18 protein-coding genes are annotated in these 24,510 nt (G+C 41.6%); 17 read left to right on the forward strand and 1 reads right to left on the reverse strand.

Annotated features, from left to right (window positions below; all coding sequences use genetic code 11):
- Nucleotides 1–20: 20 nt before the first annotated feature.
- The 9 genes from O59_RS03295 (at nt 21) to O59_RS03335 (ending at nt 12,288) form a co-directional block, all read left to right on the forward strand.
- Complete coding sequence (locus O59_RS03295; protein WP_157152441.1) at nt 21–2,657, forward strand: tetratricopeptide repeat protein; 2,637 nt, start codon at nt 21–23, stop codon at nt 2,655–2,657.
- A 128-nt stretch (nt 2,658–2,785) separates the two neighbouring features.
- Nucleotides 2,786–4,216, forward strand: coding sequence for an archaeosortase/exosortase family protein (locus O59_RS03300; RefSeq protein WP_007639475.1), 1,431 nt, complete (start codon nt 2,786–2,788; stop codon nt 4,214–4,216).
- A gap of 11 nt (nt 4,217–4,227) precedes the next feature.
- Nucleotides 4,228–5,367 (forward strand): glycosyltransferase family 2 protein, encoded by a 1,140-nt coding sequence (locus tag O59_RS03305; protein ID WP_007639477.1) that lies wholly within the window; start codon nt 4,228–4,230, stop codon nt 5,365–5,367.
- On the forward strand, nt 5,367–6,470 hold the full coding sequence (locus O59_RS03310; protein WP_232283026.1) for a glycosyltransferase: 1,104 nt from the start codon (nt 5,367–5,369) through the stop codon (nt 6,468–6,470). The genes O59_RS03305 and O59_RS03310 overlap by 1 nt, the downstream gene beginning before the upstream one ends.
- On the forward strand, nt 6,467–7,849 hold the full coding sequence (locus O59_RS03315) for a phenylacetate--CoA ligase family protein (RefSeq protein ID WP_007639481.1): 1,383 nt from the start codon (nt 6,467–6,469) through the stop codon (nt 7,847–7,849). Before O59_RS03310 ends, O59_RS03315 begins: the two co-directional genes overlap by 4 nt.
- Nucleotides 7,846–8,880: a CapA family protein gene (locus O59_RS03320; protein ID WP_040391105.1), complete on the forward strand. Its 1,035-nt coding sequence runs from the start codon at nt 7,846–7,848 to the stop codon at nt 8,878–8,880. Before O59_RS03315 ends, O59_RS03320 begins: the two co-directional genes overlap by 4 nt.
- Nucleotides 8,855–9,454 carry an acyltransferase gene (locus O59_RS03325; RefSeq protein ID WP_040391107.1) on the forward strand — a complete coding sequence of 200 codons (600 nt, stop codon included), beginning with the start codon at nt 8,855–8,857 and terminating at the stop codon, nt 9,452–9,454. Before O59_RS03320 ends, O59_RS03325 begins: the two co-directional genes overlap by 26 nt.
- Before the next feature lie 78 nt (nt 9,455–9,532).
- Nucleotides 9,533–10,732 carry a glycosyltransferase family 4 protein gene (locus tag O59_RS03330; RefSeq protein WP_007639487.1) on the forward strand — a complete coding sequence of 400 codons (1,200 nt, stop codon included), beginning with the start codon at nt 9,533–9,535 and terminating at the stop codon, nt 10,730–10,732.
- A gap of 278 nt (nt 10,733–11,010) precedes the next feature.
- Complete coding sequence (locus O59_RS03335) at nt 11,011–12,288, forward strand: hypothetical protein (RefSeq protein ID WP_007639488.1); 1,278 nt, start codon at nt 11,011–11,013, stop codon at nt 12,286–12,288.
- Between the two features lie 59 nt (nt 12,289–12,347).
- On the opposite strand, the gene O59_RS03340 is transcribed toward O59_RS03335, so the two are convergent.
- The gene (locus tag O59_RS03340) at nt 12,348–13,412 is read right to left on the reverse strand and encodes an acyltransferase (RefSeq protein WP_007639489.1); all 1,065 of its coding nucleotides are present in this window, start codon (nt 13,410–13,412) and stop codon (nt 12,348–12,350) included.
- 197 nt (nt 13,413–13,609) lie between these two features.
- On the opposite strand from O59_RS03340, the gene O59_RS03345 reads away from it, so the two are divergent.
- Genes O59_RS03345 through asnB form a run of 8 tightly spaced genes read left to right on the forward strand, consistent with a single transcriptional unit; the run spans nt 13,610 to nt 24,509 of the window.
- Entirely contained in the window at nt 13,610–14,503 is an 894-nt protein-coding gene (locus O59_RS03345; RefSeq protein WP_040391108.1) for a glycosyltransferase, read from the forward strand.
- The gene (locus O59_RS03350) at nt 14,500–15,603 is read left to right on the forward strand and encodes a glycosyltransferase (protein ID WP_007639491.1); all 1,104 of its coding nucleotides are present in this window, start codon (nt 14,500–14,502) and stop codon (nt 15,601–15,603) included. Before O59_RS03345 ends, O59_RS03350 begins: the two co-directional genes overlap by 4 nt.
- Entirely contained in the window at nt 15,600–16,595 is a 996-nt protein-coding gene (locus O59_RS03355; protein ID WP_007639492.1) for a polysaccharide deacetylase family protein, read from the forward strand. The genes O59_RS03350 and O59_RS03355 overlap by 4 nt, the downstream gene beginning before the upstream one ends.
- A 35-nt stretch (nt 16,596–16,630) precedes the next feature.
- On the forward strand, nt 16,631–18,685 hold the full coding sequence (locus tag O59_RS03360) for an HAD family hydrolase (protein ID WP_007639493.1): 2,055 nt from the start codon (nt 16,631–16,633) through the stop codon (nt 18,683–18,685).
- A gap of 11 nt (nt 18,686–18,696) precedes the next feature.
- A complete protein-coding gene (locus O59_RS03365) occupies nt 18,697–19,974 on the forward strand; it encodes an O-antigen ligase (RefSeq protein ID WP_157152442.1) in 1,278 nt (425 codons plus the stop codon).
- Nucleotides 19,971–21,089 carry a glycosyltransferase family 4 protein gene (locus O59_RS03370; RefSeq protein ID WP_007639495.1) on the forward strand — a complete coding sequence of 373 codons (1,119 nt, stop codon included), beginning with the start codon at nt 19,971–19,973 and terminating at the stop codon, nt 21,087–21,089. Before O59_RS03365 ends, O59_RS03370 begins: the two co-directional genes overlap by 4 nt.
- On the forward strand, nt 21,082–22,596 hold the full coding sequence (locus tag O59_RS03375) for an oligosaccharide flippase family protein (protein WP_007639496.1): 1,515 nt from the start codon (nt 21,082–21,084) through the stop codon (nt 22,594–22,596). Before O59_RS03370 ends, O59_RS03375 begins: the two co-directional genes overlap by 8 nt.
- Nucleotides 22,597–22,604: 8 nt before the next feature.
- A complete protein-coding gene (gene asnB / locus O59_RS03380) occupies nt 22,605–24,509 on the forward strand; it encodes an asparagine synthase (glutamine-hydrolyzing) (protein WP_007639497.1) in 1,905 nt (634 codons plus the stop codon).
- Nucleotide 24,510 lies beyond the last annotated feature (1 nt).

Raw genomic sequence — 24,510 nt, forward strand, 5'->3', positions numbered from 1 at the left:
CAATAGGAATGGTAAATTCCATGAAAAAAATTGCACAGATTGCAGCCATTACACTGGGTGTTGCATTGATAGGATGTGGTGAAGACAAAAGCGAAAATGCAGAAACGGCATTGCGCCATCAAAATTCTGCCAAAGTCTATCAACAGCAAGGGCAGTTGCGTGCGGCGATGCTTGAAGCGCGTAACGCGATCCAGTTGGCTCCAGATTCGGCGGATGCGTACATTTCACTCGCGCGCATACTCAATGCCACAGGCGCTTATTCATCCGTTGTAACCATGCTCGACAATGTGGTGGCAGAGTTGCCGAGCGTTTCAGCAGAGCTTGCCAGCGCCCATATTGAGATGAAAAAGTACCGTACAGCGCTTGATGTAATGCAAACGCATCCGGCCGCAGTCAGCGATGCTGCACTTCACTATCAACAATCTTATTTAACTGTCAAAGCTAATATCGCCTTGGGTGAGAAGGATGCTTACGCCAAAGCATTGGAGTCATTCAAGTCGCTGCCGAATAGCGCGCAGGATGTAAAATATCTGGAAGCCAGTATTCTGCTCGCACAAGGTCAATCCGAAGCTGCACTTCTATTATTGCAAGAAGTTGTAGCGCAAAATGAAACACATTTTGAAGCGCTGGTTTTGCTGGGTAATTTATCGCTTTATGAAAATAAATTAACCGCTGCAGAAGAATACTTAACCAAAGCGTTGGCGCTGGTTCCAAACACTGATGTCATCACAGTCGATCGCGCAAAAGTATTAACGCAATTAACAGAAGTGCTTATCCAGCAGGGTCGCACCAGCGAAGCTTACACCTATCAAAAACTGTTAGCGGATGCCAACCCTGAGCGTAATGTTGCCCAGCAAAAATTTAACGATGCGATGGAATTGTATCAACAGGGAAAATTCAGCGACGCCGAAAAGCTGTTGAAAGAATTACGTAAAGACTATCCAGATGACAGAAATACAGCGACGCTGTTGGGAATGGTTGAATTTCAACAGGGCGCAGATCAAAACGCGATAGATTTGTTTGATCAGTTTATTGACCCAGAAACTGCAGCGCCGTCAGTTATCCAGGCCGCCGCATTGGCAAAATTCCGCAGTAATCAAATGGATGAGGCGATTACCCTATTAAAAAATGCGGCCGAGCGTCAACCAAACAACCCTACTATTTTAGCAACCTATGGTTTGGCGCTGTTGGATCGCGACCCTGCCAGTGCTGATGGAGCTATCGCGCTGGAAAAGAGCCTCGCATTGGAGCCAAAACAGCAGCGCATTCGCATTGCCTTAGCTAAGCGATATATGGCGATAGAGCAGCCCGAACAGGCAATTGCACAACTGCAAAAAGCCTTTGAAGAGCAACCAATGGATTTGATGGTGCAACAAACCTATTTTAAAACTCTGCTCGCAAATGGCTTTGATGATCGCGCAGAAGAAGTTTTAAAGGAGTTTCAGCGTCAAAACCCGGGTAGCCCACGCGGTGCATTTTTGCAGGGCTGGTTTTCTCTGTATAAAAAAGATTACAAAGAAGCAGAAAAATTCTTTGAGCAGGCGTTATCTATTAAAGGGAATAACGAAAAGCAGTTGTCCTTTGCTGGTCTTGCCCAAGTTTACAATGAGCAAAAATTGCCGCACAAAGCAGTTGTTGCATGGCAATCTATCATTGAGTTAGATCCTAAAAACTTAAACTCATACCGTTTGTGGTTAGTTCAAATGGTGCGTTTGGATCGTATTAAAGAGGCGATCAGCTTCCTGGAAAACCTGGAACAAAACAGCAGCGACTGGCAACCGTCCGCTGTGCTGGCTCAGTTGTTATCCTCGCAGAAACAAAATAAAGCGGCGCTGGTTCATTTGGAGCGTGCTCTGGGAAAAAGTAATAACGCACAAAATGTGCAGCAAATAGCAGCCAATCTGTACACCACCTATGCTGGTGAATTGCTTGCGGCTGATAATGTTGGGGAAGCGAGAAATTATCTGCTCAAGGCAAGTGCATTATTTCCCGACAACATCACCTATCTTGCCGGATTAGTCGAGACAGAAATTGCAGCGGGTAATTATGCAGAAGCACAAAAACTTCTCGATCAATTTGAAAAAAATAAACAAACAGAGTCAGGGTTGCTTTATTTACAAGGGATGATCCGTAGTGCAGAAGGTAAAGCAGATGAAGCCTTTACATTTTATCAGCAGTCCTGGCAATCCAGGCCAACTGAACTGGCGGCCGATTCTATTTATAAACATTATCTGGCACAGGATCAAAAAGAGCAGGCCGAAAAATTTGTTGGGGAATGGTTGGAAAAGTTCCCACAAAGTTACCGGGCCAGTTTATTGAAAGCTTTGGATGCCCAGGAAAATAATGACGTTCCCGCCGCTATTGAAGGTTATGAGAGTGCCTTACAAAAAGCACCCAATTCCCCCGTTATATTAAATAACCTCGCGTGGAGTTATTACCTTGAAAAGGATTCGCGCGCAGAAGAAACGGCAAAAAAGGCTTATGAGCTGGCTCCAAATTCCGCAGCGGTATTAGATACCTACGGATGGATTTTGGTAGAGAATGGCAAGGTAAGTGAAGGAATTAGTTATTTGGAGCGCGCTGCCAATCTCGCTGCAGATAATGCCGAGATCCAGGAGCATCTTACACAAGCGCGTGAAAGGCTTAAAAACCAGTAGGTATTTTTATATTAAGTTGTATAAAACACTGGGCCAGTTTTGGCCCAGTTTTGTTTATAACAAAAATCAAATTCCCGCTCTCCGAACAGAAATAGGTATTACATTATGGACACTGAAGGATAGATGTGATGGAGGTTAAATTGCAGAAGCAGGAAGTATGGCAGCGCGTAGCACCGTTTATGGTTATTACTATTATAGTTGCTATTTACTTGCCAACATTCGTCGGTCTTTCAGCACAATGGACTCAATGGGATGAGTCGCTTTCGCATGCCTATCCGTTATTACTTTGGTTTTTGGTGTTGCTGTATAAGGTTGGACCTCTATGTCATGCACGTCAGAATTTATGGATAGATTTATTGTTGGCGATTGGATTAGTCGTCGTATCTATTTGTTGGTTTTTGTTTAACACCATCCAGATAAAAATTCTGGAACAGTTAATTCTTTTGCCGATACTCTTTCTGGCATTAGCTTTCGCTTTTGGCGTTAAAATATTATGGCAATTACGATTCCTATTGCTAATGCCTGTGTTCGCTCTTCCTATTTGGGATTACCTAAACAATACTTTGGTTCAGCTTGCCAGTGCTGTGGTAGGTGAAATGGTGCGCATGATCCGCATCCCGGCATTGATCGATGGCAGTAGTATTTTTATTCCTTCCGGTCACATTATGATTGCCGATGGTTGCTCCGGGCTGCGGTATTTAATTATATCGCTTGCGCTGGGTTACACCATTAGTTACCTCAATGGTTATCGTGAAAAAGGTCTGATCCTTTCTCTGTTAATTGCGGGTGCATTGGGGTTGTTGGCAAACTGGATAAGAATATTTGTCCTGATTCTGGTGGGCTACTACACCGAAATGCAAAGCTCGTTAATGGAAGATCATGAAACCTTTGGTTGGATTGTCTTTGCGTTGATTTGTTTTCCCGCAATTTATTTCGCCCCCGTTATAAAGAGAGTGCAAGCAACCACAGGCGTTGCAGGTGAGTCTCTTGGGTCCAAAAGAGTTTTGCTATTAACTTTGTTATTAATGCCCGGTTTTTTAATGGGAAAATTGGTCGCTGCTACTAATGACACTACAGCGCCCACTTACAGTTTGGGCGATATAGGGTTTGTATCACATACATCGAGTTTACCTTTGCCTCCTTCGTTGCCTGCAGCAAGGCTTACACGAAAATTTATTGCTCCGAATAATATTTATCTACAAATTAATCAATATATTCCTCAAACACCACGGGATCGTTTGGTGCCCTACATCGCGCGCCAATATGACAGCCAATTTTGGTTACAGGAAAGCGTAAAGGTTATTGTCGTTGGTGGTAAAAAAGTCCGCGTTGAACAGCTGCGACAAAAGTCCGGATTAAAGCGGGTTATACAGGCACAGTGGTTTGATGTGGGTGGATATACAACAGCAACAGTGGCGCAGGCCAAGCTGCTCCAAATTCCGGCTGTACTGAGTGGAAAGCAATATTTTTCGGTATTTACGTTACAAGCAGAATGCATGCAACTTGATTGTGATAAAACCCTCCAATCCCTGCTGCATTTTAGCGAATCAATTCAATAGAAAGGTAATTTATGGAACTGCTTTTTTGGTTGTCAGCATTGTTGATAGTTTATATCTACATCGGCTATCCGATTTTATTGCGCTATTTACCCAGGCGTCCACCTGTGCAATCGGCAGGGTTAAATGAGCTTCCTACTGTGACCATACTGATTCCGGCGTTTAACGAAGCCGCCGTAATTGGTCAGACTATTCAAAATAAGTTAAGCCAGGATTACCCCAGCGATCGTTTGGAGATTATTGTAATCTCCGATGAATCCGAAGACGCCACCGACGACATAGTGAAAGAAATCGCCGCACAAGATTCACGTGTTCGCCTTGTTAGACAAGTGCCGCGTCAAGGAAAAACCTCCGGTTTAAATTTGGCAATGCCTCACGCAAACGGTGAGATAGTTATTTTTTCCGACGCCAATAGCCACTATCAGTCCGATGCCGTGCGTCAATTGGTCAACTGTTTTAACGACCCGGAAGTAGGTTACGTAACTGGAAAAATGGTTTACGTAAATGAAGAAGGTAACGTAATTGGCGATGGTTGCAGTGCCTACATGAAATATGAAAATCATCTGCGCAGCCTGGAGGCCAATGTGTCTTCCGTAGTTGGTGTGGATGGTGGTATAGACGCGATTCGTAAATCGTTGTATCAACCAATGAATGCTGATCAATTACCCGATTTTGTTTTGCCATTAAAAGTGATTACCCAAGGCAAGCGTGTTATCTATTGTGAAAAGGCGTTATTAAATGAAGAGTCACTTAGCAGTTCACAATCGGAATTTCGCATGCGGGTGCGTGTTTCACTAAGAGCGTATTGGGCGATGTGGGATATGAAACACTTATTTAATCCGTTTAAGTACGGTTTATTTTCCTTGCAAATTACCTCGCATAAACTACTCCGCTACCTCGCTTTTATTCCATTGTTCCTTGCGTTGGTTAGTAATGGCCTTATTACCGGTGAGGGCTGGTTATATCAGCTGACATTCCTCGCGCAAATTATTTTTTATTCTGTTGCGGCATTCGTATCGCTTAACGATGGCACTAAAAACCGTTGGCTCGCGCTGGTTAATTATTTTTGCCTCATCAACATTGCAGCAGCCATGGCATTCATCAAATTCATAAAACGCGAAAAAATTGTCATGTGGAAGCCGCGGGTAGGATGATGAAAGTAGCCCATCTTATTGACAGCGGAGGCCTGTATGGCGCTGAGCAAGTTTTATTAATGTTGTGCAAGGAGCAGCAGAAACAAGGCTTGCATCCTCTTATTGTAAGCTGTGGCTTACCGGGCGAAGTTCAAAAGCCTATCGAGGAGGCTGCGCGCAAACAGGGTATTGATTTGTTTGTTTGGCGAATGCCTGCAGGTATAAATCTACGCAGTACTAGGGACTTGATCGCGCAGTTAAAAAGTCAAAATGTGGTTTTGCTTCATTCGCATGGTTATAAATTCAATATCCTGCTCGGTATTCTCGGAAAAAAAGAAATTGGCTTGCCTTTAGTGTCCACCGTGCACGGTTATGTCAAAGCCAAATTCCCGAAAAAAATGTGGGTTTACGAATTACTGGACCGTATTTTTCTCAAACGGTTTGATGCAATCGTGCTAGTGAGTGAAAAAATGCAGGACATATCTGCATTTCGCAACGGTAAAAAAATATACGTGATAAAAAATGGCATTAGCGCAAATGCTCCTTTGCTTGACTCCTCACTAGAGGCTGATCCCTATCAATTACTGGCCATCGGCAGGTTGTCACCGGAAAAGGGGTTTGATTATCTGATTCGCGCCATTGCTGAGCTGAATAAGAATGCAGTTGTGTGCCAGCTCACTATTTTTGGTGACGGAATGCTGCGCGATTCTTTGAGTGTATTGGTTAATGAACTTGGAGAGCAAAACAACATAACACTCGCCGGTTTCGTTGCAGACGCGCAACAATATTTTCACAAATACCAGTTGATTGTAATGCCGTCATTAACCGAAGGTATTCCAGTCACTTTATTGGAAGCCATGAGAAATAGAACACCTATTATTGCATCGGCGGTAGGTGGCATTCCTGAGGTGCTGGGTGCAAATAGCGAATTTCTAATCAAGCCAGCCAGTGTTAGCGAGGTTGTGAATAAAGTTCGCGCCTGGTTTTCTAAAGAGGAGACACACAAGCAACAGCTTGTTGATGACAATTATCGCCGTTTCACCGAAGGATTTTCTGCTGAAAAAATGGCAATCAACTATATGAGCCTGTATCAACAGCTTATGTCGCTGGGAGGTAAACAATGAACCCCTGGATGGAAAGTGTTTACTATAAAAGTCCGGTTTTCTTTCAGAATCTTGCAGTTACAGCAATGGGATTTAAACTGCGTAATGAGCGCTATCGGGTCGCAGGCGAGAAAAAATTAGCAGAGCTAATAAAAACACAATACTTCAGTGCTGATCAAATGTTGAAATATCAATCAGAAGCATTTGTAAAAATAGCTCAGCACGCTATCAACAATACCGCTTTTTATAACAACTGGGCGAGTAGGAATGGAATAGTTGCAGGGGATATAAAATCGATAGAGGATCTAAATCTCTTTCCTGTTATTGAAAAGTCCTATATTCGCGAAAATGCCCAAGAATTCAGGGCGCAACCAATATCTGGTAAATCAAAACAATTTACATTGCACACCAGCGGTACTACGGGTACACCGTTGAGTGTTTATACCGATCAAGATTCCAGAAGTGAACACTATGCCTTTTTTTCGCGGCTACGTTCATGGTATGGCCTACAGCCAGTTGATCGAAGGGCTACAATGTTTGGCCGAATTATTATGCCTGCTTCACAAAAAGAACCGCCGTTTTGGCGTTACGACGCTATAAACAAAAACCTGCTAATGTCCTCATACCATTTAAAAAATGAAAACCTGATTCATTACTACAACACGTTAATTGATTACAAACCGCAGGAAATATTTAGCTATCCCTCAAGTATCGTGCAGCTTGCTGATTTTATTATTAAAGAAAATTTAAAGCCGATTAAACTAAAGTTGCTCATGACAACAGCAGAGCATCTGCATAATCATCAGCGCGAAAAGCTGGCGCGCGCCTTTGATGCGCCAATTGTTAACCAGTACGGCTGTACCGAAATGGCCTTCTTTGCATCAACCCTTCCTAGCGGCGATTTCTGTCTGCACCCGGAACACGGGATAGCAGAAGTAAGAGATTCATCTGGTGCGTTACAAGATGGTGGAGAAGGAGAGCTTGTAGTTACTGGGCTAGTAAATTTTTCAATGCCGGTTATTCGCTATGTTATTGGCGACAATGTTGAATTAGGAACTTATAACAACAATGGTTTTATGCAGTTGTTAGACGTTCAGGGCAGAAAGGATGATGTTATTTATATGCGTGACGGGACTCCGGTCGGGCGGTTAGATCCCATTTTTAAAGGTGGTTCTGGTATTAAAGCTGCGCAGATCTTTCAGAGTGAGGATGGGAATGTTGAGTTACGTATACTTCCAGATGATAGTTATTCGGAAAGTCTTGGCGTTGCATTAAAAAATGAACTTATCAAAAGAGTGGGTTGTGATTGTGTGATTAACCTAGTTTTAGTGAATGAAATTGAAAAATCTAAAAATGGAAAATTTAAATCGGTTGTAAGTAGGTTTGTGAGGACTATATGAAGCTAGCTTTTGTAGGGGATATTTCCTTAGGAGAATATTATCTAAGCTTTGGTCATGGACCTAAATCTTATGCACATAAAAGAAACATTTTTGAAAATGTTAAAGATGTGTTATCCGATGCGGATTTTGTTTTTGGTAACTTAGAGACGCCTGTATCCAACATTGGATTAGATGGTAAAAATCCCGAGAGTGCAGTCTTGCGCGGTGATCCAAATCACTTGTCAATGCTCGCTGATGCTGGATTTAAAGCATTATCGATAGCAAACAATCACATCGTGCAGCATGGTGAAGATGTTTTTAGAGATACGATAAAAGAACTTGAAAAGAATAAAATTGTTCCTATGGGGGTTTCTGGTAGAGACACTCCAATCTTTGAAAAGAATGGAATTAAAGTTGCTATTATCGTAGCGTCAGATGTTCCTGATAACACTGATAAAAATCAATCTTCTTATGATGTGCTCGATTCTGAAAAAATAAAAAATCAGATAAGAAATGTTAAAGATAAGGTTAATTGGGTTATTTTGTTTTTGCATTGGGGTAAGGAAGATTGTGTGCTTCCTAATCCACATCAAATGAATCTTATTGATGCATTTAAGTTAGACGGTGCCAATTTTATTATTGGCCATCATCCACATATATTTTATCCAATTGAGGCTTCCGAGAAGTTTTTATCTGCGCCTTCTTTAGGAAATTTTGTATTTGATCTTTGCTGGGATGAGCGGTTAATGAAATCTGGTGTTTTACATTTGGAGCTAAATGCAAGCACTTTCACTGCTGCATTCACTCCCATTTCTTTAGATAGAAATGGAGTTCCATCCATTTCGGGCTCTACAAAATGTTTAGGTGAGGGAGTTTTTGATCCTTATAGCAATAGTCCTGATTTTTCCAGAATTGGTTTTCAAAAAAATATATTCTTTATAAAAAACATTTTTCGTGGTGAATTTTTTCTTAAAATAAAATTCATTTTCGGGAAAATTTTAAACAAAATATTTAAGATTAAGATATATGAAAATTACAAGAATAAAGATTAAAAAAGCCTTCTATCTTTTAGTGGGTAATTTATATATATCCATATTAAGGATTTTTAATAATATTGAAATAATGAGAGGTGTTAAAGTTTTTGGAGTTCCTATTATTAACATAGATGACAACGCATCTATAAAGATAGGTGGTGATGTTATACTTAATTCCTTTAATGATGATTATCATGTAAATATGTATGGTCCTATCAAGCTGTATGTTGAAGGTGACGGAGCTTTTATAAGAATAGGTGAAAAAACAAGGATTCATGGCTCGTGTATTCATGCGAGAAAGGGAATTAGTATAGGTAAGCGATGTTTAATAGCTGCAAACACAAACATTATTGATTCTCATGGGCATAGGGCGTTCTTGAGCGATGTGGAAAAGAGATATTTGTCTGTTGATGAACCAAAAGAAATTGTTATCGAAGATGATGTTTGGATTGGGTGTAATGTATTGATTTTTCCCGGAGTAAAAATTGGGAAAGGTGCAATTATTTCAGCTAATAGTGTTGTAAAAAATGATGTTCCATCCTGTTCTATAGTTTGCGGAAATCCCGCAGTCCTAATTTCTAAGGATAAATAGAATTTCTAGTCCGGTTACTAGGTATGCATCCAATGAAAAAGGTAATGCCTATAATCACGCCTACGGAGTTAACCCTGCATGAATTTTTGTTTTGTTTATAAAGAAGATTATCCTTGGGATGTAAGGGTAGAAAAAATTGTAAAAACTTTAAGTATCAATGGGCACGCTATAAATTTGGTTTGTAGAAATATAAATCAAAGAGATCCCATAGAGAGGATGGAAGATTTTGATGTTTATCGACTGCCAAGAACTGAAAGGCTTCCGAAAGTAATAGCTTCTATCATTAATTATCCTCTTTGGTTCAATCCGTTCTGGCTCTATTTAATTGCAAAAATTGCTATTGCGAAGCGATGTGATGGAATCATCATAAGAGATTTGCCGTTAATGCTTGCTGGAATCATTGTTGCTCGCTTATCTGGTAAGAAAGTTATTTTCGACATGGCAGAATGCTATCCTGAAATGTATAGATCGGTAGCTGAATATGGTTCTGAGTCAAAAATAAATCGTTTGTTGAAAAATCCCAGTGCAGCAGATCTTTATGAAAAGATATGCTTGAGGTTATGCGATCATATTTTTGTCATGATCGAAGAATCGAGAGATCGACTTATTAACAAGGGAGTCGATCCTAAGAAAATAACAATCGTAAGCAATACCCCTGTTCTGTCGAGTGCTTCTCTTGCACTTAAAAAACATAGTGGTAAAGAATTGCATATTGTTTATGTGGGCTTCATTACTAAAATCAGGGGAATCGATCTATTGGTTAAGGCTGTATCACAATTTATTGCGCGTGTGGATGGTGACAGGGGAATCACTGTCGACATAATTGGTACTGGCTTAGCTAAAAAAGAAATTGAGAGTTTGGTAAATGAACTAGGGTTAAGTGATCATATTACAGTTCATGGTTGGCTTGATCACAACGAAGTTAGAGCGATTATGGCTAAAGCGAATGTGGGGGCTCTCACCTACAGATTTTGCGGACATTGGAATCACACAATACCTAATAAAATTTTCGACTATATGGCTTCTGGCTTACCTGTGTTAAGCACTAATGTGATTCCTATAGCTAGGATACTAAACTCAGTCGGTTGCGGTTTGACTACGATAAATGGAGATATCGATGAGATTGCAGCCAATCTGATAAGTCTCACAGACTTTGAGCTTAGAAATGATCTTGGAAGCAAAGGTCAAGCGGCTATTCTTAACAGCTTTAATTGGGGGATTGACTCAAAAAGAATGTTATTCAGTATAAATGACCTTTTTTCTAATCATCAGACTTAAAAAGTATATCTTAATAACTGAATTACCATATTTTCTAAAGTAATTCTGTTTAAGTGATGCTAAGAAGCCAGGTCAGTCTCTTAGCAGTGAACTGTTGGGCTCTTTCAAGGGGTGGTTCGGCGCTTCCTGAGGAAAAGGTATACTAACTAAGCTCAATATTATTAATGATAAAAAAGTCGCTATTAGAAATAAATTGATATGCCTTCGCTGAAACATAGCTACTATGATTAAGTGGTTATATTGTGCGCTGTATATCGTTAAATGAGGGGATGTAAATAATGAGAGCCCTATTGTTGGTTCTGTCAATAATTCCAGTGTTGGGATTTGCTCAAGTGGTTAGTCTGGTCTCCTTGGAGAAAACTGGTGATGGTCAGATTGCCAGTGTTATCCTTAAAGGTAGTGGCTTTGGTGCTAAATCTGTTCCTATATTCTATGATCAGGTTGGCCCCGTGTATGAAAAAGGCCTGCTCAATTCATATTTCGATAGTTTTCCTCCTGATCGTGAGATTACCCAAAAAGATACGATGGGGAACACAAGTTCTCCATGGTCCAATTCTTATGGTGCACTATTTATTCGTAGTGATCCCGTTTTGGCTCGAGGGGCGGCGACAGGTAAGTATTACAACGGCATTGGAGTAAAGGTTAATTTACAGAACCCTCGTGTACATTCGCGTTCTGGCACTTCCCCTGAGGTCAAAAAAACCTACATAAGCTGGTGGTTTCGGCAACAAAATGAGACGCGCAATTATTTTCAATTTGAATTGAGTGATGTCGATACTGAATTTAATCCGTCAGAGGGAGAGGAGTTTGTGGTTGATGCCGGTGCTCATTGGTCAGGTGTTACCACGATTTATGGAAGGGTAATAGCGTACTACCCCGCAACCAAAACTTTACATGCTAATTTTTATGGCCAATACAATACCAATCGCTTAACTGGTAACCGTCTTACATTAAGCTCTACCAATAAATCTGCGCTGCTTGCAGTGAATACCCGCGGGCCTGGCTCCAACAAATACATACGTGTTTGGGAGAGTGATGGAACTGAGGGGACTTTCCGTCTCTCATGGACCAACTTTTCTGTTCATCAGGCAGACTTCAGTGTAGTAAATAGGTCGAATGTTATTCCTCGGGAGTGGAATTTCATGGAGTTGTTTATCGATCAGGTAAAGGGGCACATTAAGACCAAGGTCAACGGTCTTATTGATGCTGAGGGGAGTTATTCCGAGCCATCTGACGCTGCAGGTTATTCGCCAACCATAGGCTTGATTGGGCAAGACGTGAATCAGATTGAGATGCATCAAGAAATTTGGATGGATGATATTTATCTGGATGGATCTTTTCGTCGTATTGTGCTGGGCAATGCCCCCAAGTTTTCTGATGTAACTCATCAAGAAGTACAATTTTTTAGCTCTTGGAAAAATGAGGAAATCAGATTTAAACCATATTACGGAGGGCTTGATCGCAAAAAGCCAGCTTATATCTATATTTTCTCTGATGACGACATTCCCAATGAAGCTGGTATAGCATTTGAAAGTCCGCCAAAAATGGACAATTAGATAAGTCTACAGGCTTGATCCCGCTTGGGGTCAAGCCATATTGAGATTTAAAATGTATATCAAGCCTTTACGGCATTAAAAATGAGGGACCCTATTTTTTTTGAAGTAAGAGTTATAGGGTATGCAAGAAGCATCGAGCCAATCACCACTGTCGCTATTTTGAATAACGCAATATGCCAGTTTTCACCAATATCCTTCCAGCCAAAAAATTCTTCAGTAGCAACTATGAGCAGTGAATGTATCAAAAATATTCCGTATGAGTGCCTTGCAAAATAGTTGAGAATAACTTTTAGCAAGCTCAAATGCGATATTAAAGGCTGAACGATATTCGCACTTAAAAGGCAGAGTAAAACACCTACTAATCCGAAAAGAAAATAATAGATATCTGGGTAGTACGCGTGATCAGAAAGGTTATTGCTTGTATTTGTAAGGGATATGATGGCTAGCAATCCTAGAATGCATATGCCAAACAAATAAGTAATTCCCCTTAACTTTTTCCTCCAATCAATCAAAAAACAATAGGCACCAATAAAGAAATAGGATGAGTAAACTAATTCTTGGAAGAAGCTGTGGCCAAAGAAATTTAACTCTTTCCCAAACGGAATAAAGAACTGAAATGATGAGAGAGCTAGTCCAGTAATTGCGGGTATAAGAATTAAATAGTGCTTGTTAGCTGATATAGTAAAAATCAAAGGGCTCAAGATTAGGCAAAATAGCAAAACACGTAGGTACCAAATTTGGCCTAATGGGTAGGGCATCTGGTCTGAACTCGGAGAGAGCAATATTACTCTAAACAAGTGTTCAACCGATAAGTCGACTTCTGCAAAAGTCGACTTGACCGCTAGCGACAAAATATAAATGAGATAAAAGGGTGTTACGCAACCAATCAAAGCTTTTATCAGATAAGCTTTGGTGGTTTTCCTCTTTAGGAAAAGCGAAATACATATAAACCCAGAACAAAAAAATAAAACGGGTAAAAAAATGCCGATGTAAGAGCTGTAGGGAAGATATGCCCAGCTCAGCCCTAGATGAACTAATACAACCCTTAGAATTGACGCTCCCTTTAGGTAGTTTACATATTCACTGTCTTGTGCACTTAAAGATGGTGCTTGGTTTTTTTCCATTTGTTCTCATCCGATAAGACGAAAGGTTTTTTGGGGGGGCTAAATAATAGAGTTTTCAGCAGGCAATGTCTGCTCACAGAACAAAATAGGTCTGGTTGATCATCATATTGTTTCGGTTAGAGCGGGACATAATGTAAGCAACCACTAATTTTGTTAAGATGCGCACCTATTATCGAGTTTGAAAAGGATTAGGTAGCATGAGTTACACTCCCAGTTTGGTCTCAGTTTTGATCCCTCTTTTTAACCGTGCGCAATACATAGAAGAAACCATTCATTCAGTTCTTTCTCAGGACTATCCAAACATTCAGTTAATTGTTATTGATGACGGTTCCTCTGATGGCGGCGACTTATTAGTCCAAGCAATAGCGGATCAAACAAAACTAATTCTTTTACGTCACCCTGGCAATGTAAATAAAGGCCAGGCGGCAGCTTTAAATCTTGGTTTAACGATGGCGACCGGTGAATTTATTGCCGTGTTGGACAGCGATGACCTCTATGCTCCCGGGAAAATTGCTAAGCAAGTAGCGTTTTTCCAGCAAAACCCTGAAGTGGGTTTGGTTTATGGTAACGGTAAGGGCATTGATGCTGCCGGCAATGTGATATACGAAATTAATTACGATAATCGTATAGAGCGCAGCGACCCCAATGACCTGCTGCTGGATTGCTATTTTTTATTGCCACAAAATTCATTGGTGCGTGCTTCGGTTTACCAACAAGCTGGTAATTTTGATGAGACACTACGCTCTGGTCAGGATCATGACATGCTCATCCGCTTGGCCGAAAAAACTAAAATCGCCCACCAATCGATAGATTCCTTCCGTTATCGCCGCCACGGTGACTCAATCAGTGCCAAAGGAACAGAGACCCGCTGGCGGTGTGGCCTGATTATTCTTGAAAAAGCCGCACAGCGGTATCCCTACCAAAAATCAACCTTGCGTAAGCGTCGCGCCTTGGTCAACTTTCGTTTGGCTCAAGCGCTCTATCAAAAGAAAACCAATCGTTTTGAAATGGTGTGGCGGATGTTATTGGCAGGGTTGTTAGATCCGGTAAGATCGATTGCGGTCGTGACTGGCAAAGAGAAAATTAGATGAAAATTTTGTTGGTCATTGACCGCCTTACAAACCCTCATGCGGGTACTGAGGGTCAGTTTTTGTTGCTGATTAATCTACTGCAAAACGCGGGATGTGAATTGCGAGTAGTAATATTGGCAAACAGTGACTGGCTGAATAAAAATCCGCTGTCGTGCTCGACTGCTGTTATCGGCTCATCGTCAATTAAATCCCCCAAAACATGGTGGCGCGTTTACAGGCAGGCGCGCCAGGCAGAAGTGGATGGCTTTCAATTAGCACACATTTTTTTTAATGACGCCTCCGTGGTGTGCCCTCCCATGTTTTCGCTGGCGGGTATCAAATCCATTATCTCGCGCCGTGATATGGGCTTTTGGTATAACAGTATTTATCGCGCGGTCCTTCCATTCACTGGAAAATTTGTGTCCTGCGCGCTGAGCAACAGCCGTGCAGTGGCAAATGTCACCGGCGAGGTTGAGCGTATTCCCCAATCCAAATTGCGAGTTATTTATAACGGTTTTAATCGTACGCTTTCTGCTGAGGCGAGAGTTCCCGAGTTGGAAGCGCTTAAGGTGTCTGGTGCGACTATTTTCGGTTTGGTTGCCAATATCCGCCCGATAAAACGTATGCAAGATGCAATTGCTGCACTGGCTCAGTTGGATCTCAACAGCCATAACCCGCACCTGGTAATTATTGGTGCCGGTGATACAACTGAATTGAAATCTCTGGCGAGTAACCTGAGTGTTGGCGAACGTGTACATTTTTTTGGTTCTCGCAGTGATATCCCTGACTGTTTGCAATACCTCTCTGCAGGGCTTTTGTGTTCGGAGTCTGAGGGTTTTTCTAACGCAATCGTGGAATATCAATTCGCGGGGCTACCCGTTATTTGCAGCCGAACCGGCGGCAACCCGGAAGCAGTTACACAAGATCAAACCGGTTGGTTGTATGAGGTCGGTGATGTGGCTGAATTGAGCAAGGCTATGGCTGCAGTACTAAATACACCAGAGCGTGCGAAGGCAATGGGTACTACTGCAAAAAAAGAAGCGGAATCGCGTTACACCATTGATGCGATGCTGAACCAGCACTTGTCGCTGTACCGCGAGTTAATCGGAGTTAAGTCATGAAGTCAGCCGTTATTGAGTTGGCGGGTAAATTGGGCGGCTATCAAATCGCGCGCGTACTTACCCGCAACCAACCCAAAATTCTTATGTATCACCGTTTCTCTGCAGAAAAAAAAGGTCATGAAGTTACGGCAGCTACCTTCGAGCGCCAATTGCAGTTGATGAAACGTTATTTTCAGCCAATGACATTGGCAACACTCGCGCAGTCTATTCAACAGACTGGTAATGCGCCCAAGAATGCAGTGGTAATTACGGTTGATGATGGCTATCGCGATTTTTATGAAGTTGCTTATCCGCTGTTAAAACACTACGCGGTGCCCGCTACATTTTTTGTGACTACGGGGTTTGTAAATCAGGATCTGTGGCTGTGGTACGACCAGGTGCGATGGGTATTATTAAACAAAAAAAATAGCCATAAAAGAATCACAGTTTCACGGTTAAGTGTCGATCTAGATAAAGATAGCGATAGCCTATGGTCGCTAATTGTTAACCATTTTCTGCAAATCAGTAATAGGGATCGGTTGCTGGGAATGGAAGAGTTAATTAGTGGGTGTAATGTCAGTGTTCCGGCAGTGGCTCCACGTGAATATGAAGCGGTGACTTGGGCACAGTTAGCCGAAATGCAGCGGGAGGGAATTGAAATAGGCGGGCATACGGTAACTCACCCATCACTCGGTATGGCATCTATTGATGAGGCAAGATTGGAAATAATAGGGTCCAAAAAAGATATTGAGCGCGAACTTGGTTTAGCGGCTAGAACATTCTGTTATCCCAATGGGCAGCCTCAGGACTACACCGAAGCGGTTAAGTCGGTAGTAAAAGAGGCTGGCTATTTAACAGCGGTAACCGCCTTCTCTGATCGCCATAATATTGCTTTGGAAAATAGTTGGAGAAGGTTTACCGCCGCAGAGGAAAGCTTTCAATTTAAAAAGTCGCTCTATGGTGTTGAGCATATGGGCAATATCATCAAGAAGCATGAAAGAACAAAAATCTGAGCCCTTATTCTATATGGGCGTTAAAGGAATTGAGTATGTTGAAAAATATTGCTTCAGGCATGCAAGATAAAATTTCATTGCTGTCCGAAAAAATGGCTGATAGTTATTTCTCTGAATTTTCTATAACGCAGTTTGGAATTCAAAAAAAAGAAAATATTGAGGAAATGCGAGTTGGATTCGTAATTCCATTATTAAAGATATTGATTGAATATCTGCGTAGCTCACGGCGCGAATTGCTTTATATCTATCTTGACGAGAGAAAGCGTTATAGCCCCCATCTGTCCACTTCCGAAATACAGTTGTCCTATCATACATATATGGTAAAGGCAGACTACAGAATACTTTGCGACATATTGCTTGAAAGAGCGCCAAAGTATGAAGATTGGATGGCATTGCATGCACCGCTGATATCAATAAATAACAATACGGTAAAAGTTCTAGCGGTGGGTGACTGCTTGATGAACGAGGTGAGGGTTTTTTCAAACCCGAGTTATTTTAAAAAAGATTTTTCCATAGACTTTAGGTGTATCTATTTTAGCGCTAATTCTAGTGGTGGGTTAAATTCGGAGAGTATTTTAGAGTATGTAAACGCCAACAATATTGATATTGTCAGTTTTAGTTTCTTTAGTTTCGAGGCGCTTCCTGAGTATTCAAGAATTATTTCTCATGCCGAGAAGATGACCTACCAGGAGATAGAACATTTTTGTGATGGAATGATTAGTCAGGTCCAGCTATTTTTAATAGGGTTGCGCGCGCAAACTAATAAAACCTTTCTGGTTCATAATGTTTCCGGATTACCTTTGGGGCGTTGGCGTAAATATTTGCCGCTAGTACCTCCCATGGGGCCAAAGAAAAAAAATGCAGTTAAATACCTCAATGAAAAATTGATTGAGGTTATTCGCAATATTGAAAATATAATTCTGGTTGATGAGTTAAGTGTATCAATAGAAAAGGGCATAAAGCATTGCGCAAAAGAAATTGCCCCTCAGCGTAAATACCACGGCATGTTTCATACCTCATATTTTGGTGTATACCTTTCTGAAATATATATTCAAGAAGCGGAAGCATATCTTTCACTAAAAAAATGCAAAGCAATCTTGGTTGACTTCGATAATACTCTTTGGTCAGGTGTTATGGCTGACGGAGAGGTGAAGCACTTTACGGCAAGGCAGCAGCTATTAAAAGAATTAAAAAATGTTGGGATAATTCTGGTGGCTGTTAGCAAAAATACGGAAGAGAATATCCGTTGGCATGAAATGTTACTAAAAAGGGAAGATTTTGCGTTTTTACAGATTCATTGGAATCCAAAAGCTGAGTCAGTGAGTGCTACTGTCGGCGCATTAAATATTGGTAAAGATAGCTTCGTATTTATTGATGATAATAGACATGAACGTGCCCTGGTGGCAGATGCTCATCCCGATGTAATTATTTTAGATGCTGAAGCAGATTCAACTTGGGTCGCGTTAGAGCGCTTAAAGAGCTATCCAAATACGCAAGCCACAGAAGAAGCAATGAAACGAACTGCAATGTATCAGGAGCAAGCCGCGCGTAATGCAGCTCTTGCACCAGTGGCTGGTTCGCTGGAGAATTTAAGCGCCTTAGGCTTGTGGTATACATTTAATGAAGCGAAGCTGGAAAATATAGAGCGGGTGTTAGAGCTTATCAATAGAACTAATCAATTTAACCTCACAACCATTCGCTACTCAAAAAAGGAAGTGCTTGAATTCTATTCAAGCAAGCGTCATCTCGTGTTTACGTCGAGCTTAGGCGATAAGTTCGGTGACTTGGGTTTGGTGGCGGTAATCGTCGTGGCACTCAAGGAAGAGGGCGTTGCGGAAATAGATACTTTTGTTATGAGTTGTAGGGCAATGGGTTTTTCGTTAGAGAAAGCACTCATCAATGAAGTTGTATTCTTCCTAAGAAACAAAGGTTTTACTAAAGTCTACGGAAGGTATGTGCCGTCGGATAGGAACTCCCCGTCGGCGTCACTCTATTCAGGTGCCAAGTTTGCTCTTATTGAGGAAAACTATTATTGCGCTGCTGTAGAAGCATTTAATGCTGAAATAGTTTCGTGGCTGTCACGAGTTTAAAGGGCATCCTAATGGCTGGTTATATTTCGCGTAATAATTTTGGCGGCAATCAGTTGCTCAGTGTATCGGCAGCGACATTTTTCTTTTATATCTGTTACCTCGCTGTATTTTTTCTAAACCTACCAGCGCGTATTCCTGGTTTAGGAGTGCTGCGCCCGACGTTTTTGTTGTTTTTTATTATATCCATGTTGCTTTTCTTTCAACGTGATAAGTTCAGTGAAAAATTAGCACACCCAATTTTTAAAGCTCTGGGTGTTTTCATTATTATGATTTTTGTTACCTTACCCTTCGTGACTTTTCCAGGTAGTGTATTAAAAGTTAATTTTTCCACTTTCCTAAAAGCAATTGTGTTCCTCTACTTTACTGCGCTCATTCTAGATACAGAAAAGAGGTTGAAAATAGCACTATTAGTATTTGTTGTACTACAGGTATTTAGGGTGTTGGAACCATTGTATTTGAATCTCACTAGTGGTTATTGGGGCAGCTCTACTTATATGGGGGAGGGTGAGTTTGCAAACCGATTGGGAGGTGCTCCAGCAGATATAATTAATCCGAATGAACTAGGGTTTGTAATAGTAACCGCTATTCCGTTTCTTCACTATTTTCTTATAAGTCGCGCTATTCTAGTAAAGCTATTCTATTTTTTATTGCTAGCATTTCTACTCTATGCATTGATATTAACCATGTCTCGTGGAGCATTCTTGGCTTTACTTGTGGTTTGCTGGTTTATATTTAAGGAAAGCAAAAAAAAGATGTTCCTTCTTGTTTTTGCTGCAGTTGGTGTTGTGGCTGCCTTAAGTGTTATGAATGATATACAGCGTGATCGTTATCTGTCGTTGTTTTCATCAGAGGCAAAACAATCAAATACTGCGGAGGGGCGCATTAACGGCATGATTCAGGAATTTGAGTTGGGTTTAACGCGGCCAATTTTCGGTTACGGTTTGGGGACCACAAATGAGGCGAAATTTAATACTTTTGGTAGGTCGCAAGCAAGTCATAACATGTATATGGAATTACTTATAGAAGTTGGAATTGTAGGTATGATTTTCTTTGGTCGTTTTATTTTTGCGATTAAACGTCAGCTTAATGTGTCGATACTTAATACCAATGATAGCTATCCATTTTATAAAATCCTATTCAAGATACTTAACATTGTTTTTTGGATGTTTGCTGTATATAGCATCAACTATTGGGGATTAAGCCAGTATTACTGGTACAACTTGGCAGGTTTTGTAGTGGCGGCCTCTCTATTAATGAGAGTAAATGAAATCAAGGGGGTGAAAGCGTGAAAGTATTATTGGTGGCACGCTGGCCAGTTGGCGGAATAAAAACTTATTTTCGCTACATTTATGGTAGAAGAACGTTTGAAAATGTAGAAATTTCCTTGATTGCACCGGCAGACGGTTTGAAAGAATTTCTTGATACCCAACTTCCTGTCGGCCGAATAAAACTATTGCCGGTAAAAGGCGATGGAAAATCAATCAGGGCTAGACTTAAAGTTGAGTTGGCGACTGGTAATTATGACTTGGTTCATTCGCATGGTTTTTCAGCCTCCTTTTTTGTGCAGCAAGTTATGTGGAAAAGGAAGGTCCCTCATATTATGACTGCGCATGATGTGTTTTTACCCGGTACATTTAAGGGTGGCGGCGGGTGGCTTAAAAAGCTCGCTATGCGTTGGCTGCTAGGATCTGTTTTCCGGGTATTGTCCGTATCTCAAGACGCGCGCAACAATATATATGAATATTTTCCTCGGCTGCCGTCTAAACAGGTAAAGAACATTACCAACGGCATAGATACCGATTTTTTTTCCAAGGGATTAGCTCGCGATTTGCGGACTGAGTTGAATGCGGGTCATCGACCGATTATTGGTTTTTTTGGGCGGTTTATGGCACAAAAAGGATTTCGACAACTCGTACAAGCGATTGAAATTTTGGTAAACCAATCTCCAGCTGCTATGAAGCCATTGGTGCTGACATTTGGATGGGGTGGCTTTATTCGTGAGGACTTTGCTTTAATTGAGTCCAAGGGTTTAAAAGATTATTTTATCCAGCTGCCTGGGACTAACGATATGCCTGCGGCGATTCGCGGAGTTGATCTGGTAGTGATGCCTTCCCGTTGGGAGGCGTGTCCCTTGCTACCGATGGAGGTGTTAAGTTGTGGTGTGCCTATTGTCGGGACTGATTGTGTTGGGTTGCGCGAGGTGTTGTCAAATACCCCTGCAAAGGTAGTTTCTGTGGGTAATGCAGAGCAATTGGCGGTTGCCATTTCCGAACAATTGCAAGAAGGCGGCGAACGGTTTTTTGAGTACCAACCTTTGGCACTAAAAAGGTTTTCAGCTCATGAGCACGCACAGGTATTACACGAACTTTATCGTGAAATATCCGGAACTCCACCCAATGTATAAGCGTCTCGCTTTTAATACTGCTTCTAATCTTGGAACCCTGTTTTTAAAGTTGGGCATCACCTTTGTGATGACGCCGATTCTAATAACAAACATGGGCAATTACGATTACGGCTTGTGGGAAATGGTGGGTGCTGTTATCGGTTATATGGGTATGCTGGATTTAGGTATCCGCCCCGCTGTTAGCCGGTTTGCATCCCGTTTTATTGCCCAAAAAGATGAGGCAGCGCTCACCACTCTCTATGCGACAGCTTGGTTTTTTTTATTGGTAGTGGGAGTTTTTATTGCGATTATTTTATCGGTTGCCGGATTTTTCTTTGCAGATTTAATCGCACCGGCAGATAGCTCAGATAATTTACGCTACACCTGGTTTTTGCTGATACTCGCGGCACAGTTACTGATTACATTTCCCTCTTACACCGCAGAAAGTTATTTGGAGGCGTATCAAGAATACTACCTAAAAAATAATGTCACTATTTTTAATTCAATAATTGGCAGTACTATTATTTTCGTGTTTATTACGCCAGAGAATGCACTGCTGCTATTGGCCGGTGTAAACGCTGTAGGAACTTGCAGTAAATATCTTTTCCTGGTCTGGCTAATGCAGTATCGACGTAAATTTTTACGCTTGCGTCGCACCTATTTTTCGCTGGCACAATTGAAAGAATTATTAAGGTTTAGTGTTAAAACCCTGGTTCAAGGCGTTGCTACTAAAATTGAAAATGCAACCGATACCTTGGTAATAGGTTTTATTATGGGGCCGGCTTCTGTGCCGCTTTATAGTATCCCTGCAAATTTAGTGAGTTATATTCGCCTTATTTCCTATAATTTCACCCATGTATTTATGCCTTATTTCAGCTCCCTTGGCGCACTGAATGATCAGAAAAAAATACAGGAAGTGTATTTGACTGGCAGCAAGTTTACGGTGGCGCCCTGTTTAATTCTGGCGATTGGTGCCTACGCCTTGGGCGCTGATTTTCTTGCGTTGTGGGTAGGGGAGGAGATTGCTAATTCAGCGAATAGTTTTCTCGGTGTGCTAATAGCATTTCTGGTTTTACCATTATTTAATCCTATGGCAAGTCGGTATCTGACCGCCATTGACAAGCATGGCTTTTTTGCTAAATGGCAGCCCATAGTTGCATTGGCGAATTTGGGCTTGAGTGTACTACTAATTTATCCCTTAGGTATTTTAGGGGTTGCGTTGGGTTCACTCATTCCTGCCTTGGTTTTTCAGCCAATATTATTGAGTATTTGTTGCAAAAATTTGGGTTTTTCCCCTGTTGTGTATCTGCATGCCGCACTTCTCCCTTGGTTGGTTCCTTGCGTCGGTATGCTAATAGCTATTTTTTTCGCCAAAGAGTTTTTCCTTATTAACAATTATTTGGTGCTGTTGATGGTTGCCGCTAGTGCAACTCTCGTATTTATATTATTTGGTTGGTTATTTGCATTAACGGTAAATGAGCGTTCACAGTTAGCTGCTATTCTGAAACGCAAGAAACATCAAGGGTAAGGAAATTTATGTGCGGTTATGCCGGAATGGTGGTGACTTCCAAAGCGATAGGTGCGCTAACACCTGAATTGCTGCGTGCAATGGGTAATAGTATTCGGTTGCGTGGGCCTGATGATCAGGGTGTTTGGTTAGATGCCAAACTTGGTGTGGGTTTGGTGCATCAGCGCCTTGCCATTCAGGACTTATCACCTTTGGGTGCTCAGCCTATGCAGTCCAGCACCAATCGCTTTACTATTGCTTTCAATGGCGAAATTTATAATTTTAAACAACTTAAAGCCCGTTTGGTTGCCCTAGGTTTTCAGTTCAAAGGTGGCTCAGATACCGAAGTTATTTTAGCGGCGTTTGAGGCCTGGGGGGTCGATGCAGCGCTGATTGAATTTGTGGGTATGTTTTCGATTGCGTTGATTGATCATCAAGAAAAGCAGCTGTGGTTAATTCGCGACCGCATGGGAGAGAAGCCGCTTTATTATTATCAGGCAGATGGCAACCTGTTGTTTGCCTCAGAGCTAAAACCCTTGATGTTGTGCCCTTTATTTAAAAAGGACATAGAGCAGGGCGCGGTTGGTTTGTTAATGCGCCACAACTATATTCCTGCACCGTGGAGTATTTTTAAAAATACTTTCAAGTTGGAGCCGGCCCATTATTTGCGCTTTGATTTATTAAATATCGCAGCGACGCCGGTAAAAAAATGTTACTGGCAGCCATCGTTAAACTGGAATCAGTCGCTTACTACACAAGCGCTGCATGAGCAGTTGGAACCGCTCTTAAGTCAGGTTATTGCTGATCAAATGATTTCAGATGCACCGCTCGGTGCGTTTTTATCCGGTGGTATAGACTCCTCCACAATTGTGTCACTCATGCAGCGGCAATCCTCACGCCCGGTAAAAACATTCTCAGTTGGTTTTAATGTATCTGGCTTTAATGAAGCTGAGCATGCGAAAGCAGTAGCTAAACATTTAGGAACAGATCACAGCGAATTTTATGTAGAACCTCAGGATGCTTTGAATATCATTAGTCAACTTCCTGAAATTTATGATGAACCATTTGCAGATTCGTCGCAGATTCCGACCTTTATTGTGAGCCGCATGACTCGGCAGCAGGTTACGGTTGCTTTATCCGGTGACGGTGGTGATGAGTTGTTTGCCGGTTATAGCCGTTATGCCAGTTATGCACGCGGTTTCGCATCACGCCAACAGGGTCTTGTAAATAAATTAATGAATGGTTTACCGGCATCCTTGGTTGTGCAGTTGACTCGCGTACTTAAATCAAACCAGCGCGAATTATCACAAGCGTTGCTATTGGAAAAAGTACAGCGTTATAGCGTGGGCTTTAAATCACCTGACGCGCGTAATTACTATCAAAATCAGATTGGCTACTGGCTTAATCCTGAAGCTCATTTGAAATCTGCCACACGTTTGCCCTATGCGTTGGATGATATGCCACTGCGTGAAGATCCCACATCGACGTTTCAGTGGTGTGATATTAATTCCTATCTGCCCGATGACATTCTTGTGAAAGTTGACCGTGCCGCTATGGCAAACAGTTTGGAAACTCGTGTGCCTTTACTGGATCATCGTTTGGTTGAGTTATCTTTAACTGTACCCACTGCGATTAATGTGGTGAATGGTGTGACCAAGCAACCCTTGCGCAATATTTTATACCAGTATGTTCCGCGCGAATTGGTTGATCGACCAAAACAAGGTTTTGCGGTTCCGGTGGGGCATTGGTTAAAAAATGAATTACGTGAATGGGCAGAGGATTTGTTATCCGAAAAGTCGCTTGCTGATAGCAATGTATTTAATAGCGACTTAATTCGTCAAAAATGGCAGGCACATCTGACCACCAGTCATGATTACTCCTTCCATTTATGGTCAGTGCTGATGTTCCAATCCTGGCACAGGAAATATATGTAAT

Source organism: Cellvibrio sp. BR (assembly GCF_000263355.1).
Classification (GTDB): domain Bacteria; phylum Pseudomonadota; class Gammaproteobacteria; order Pseudomonadales; family Cellvibrionaceae; genus Cellvibrio.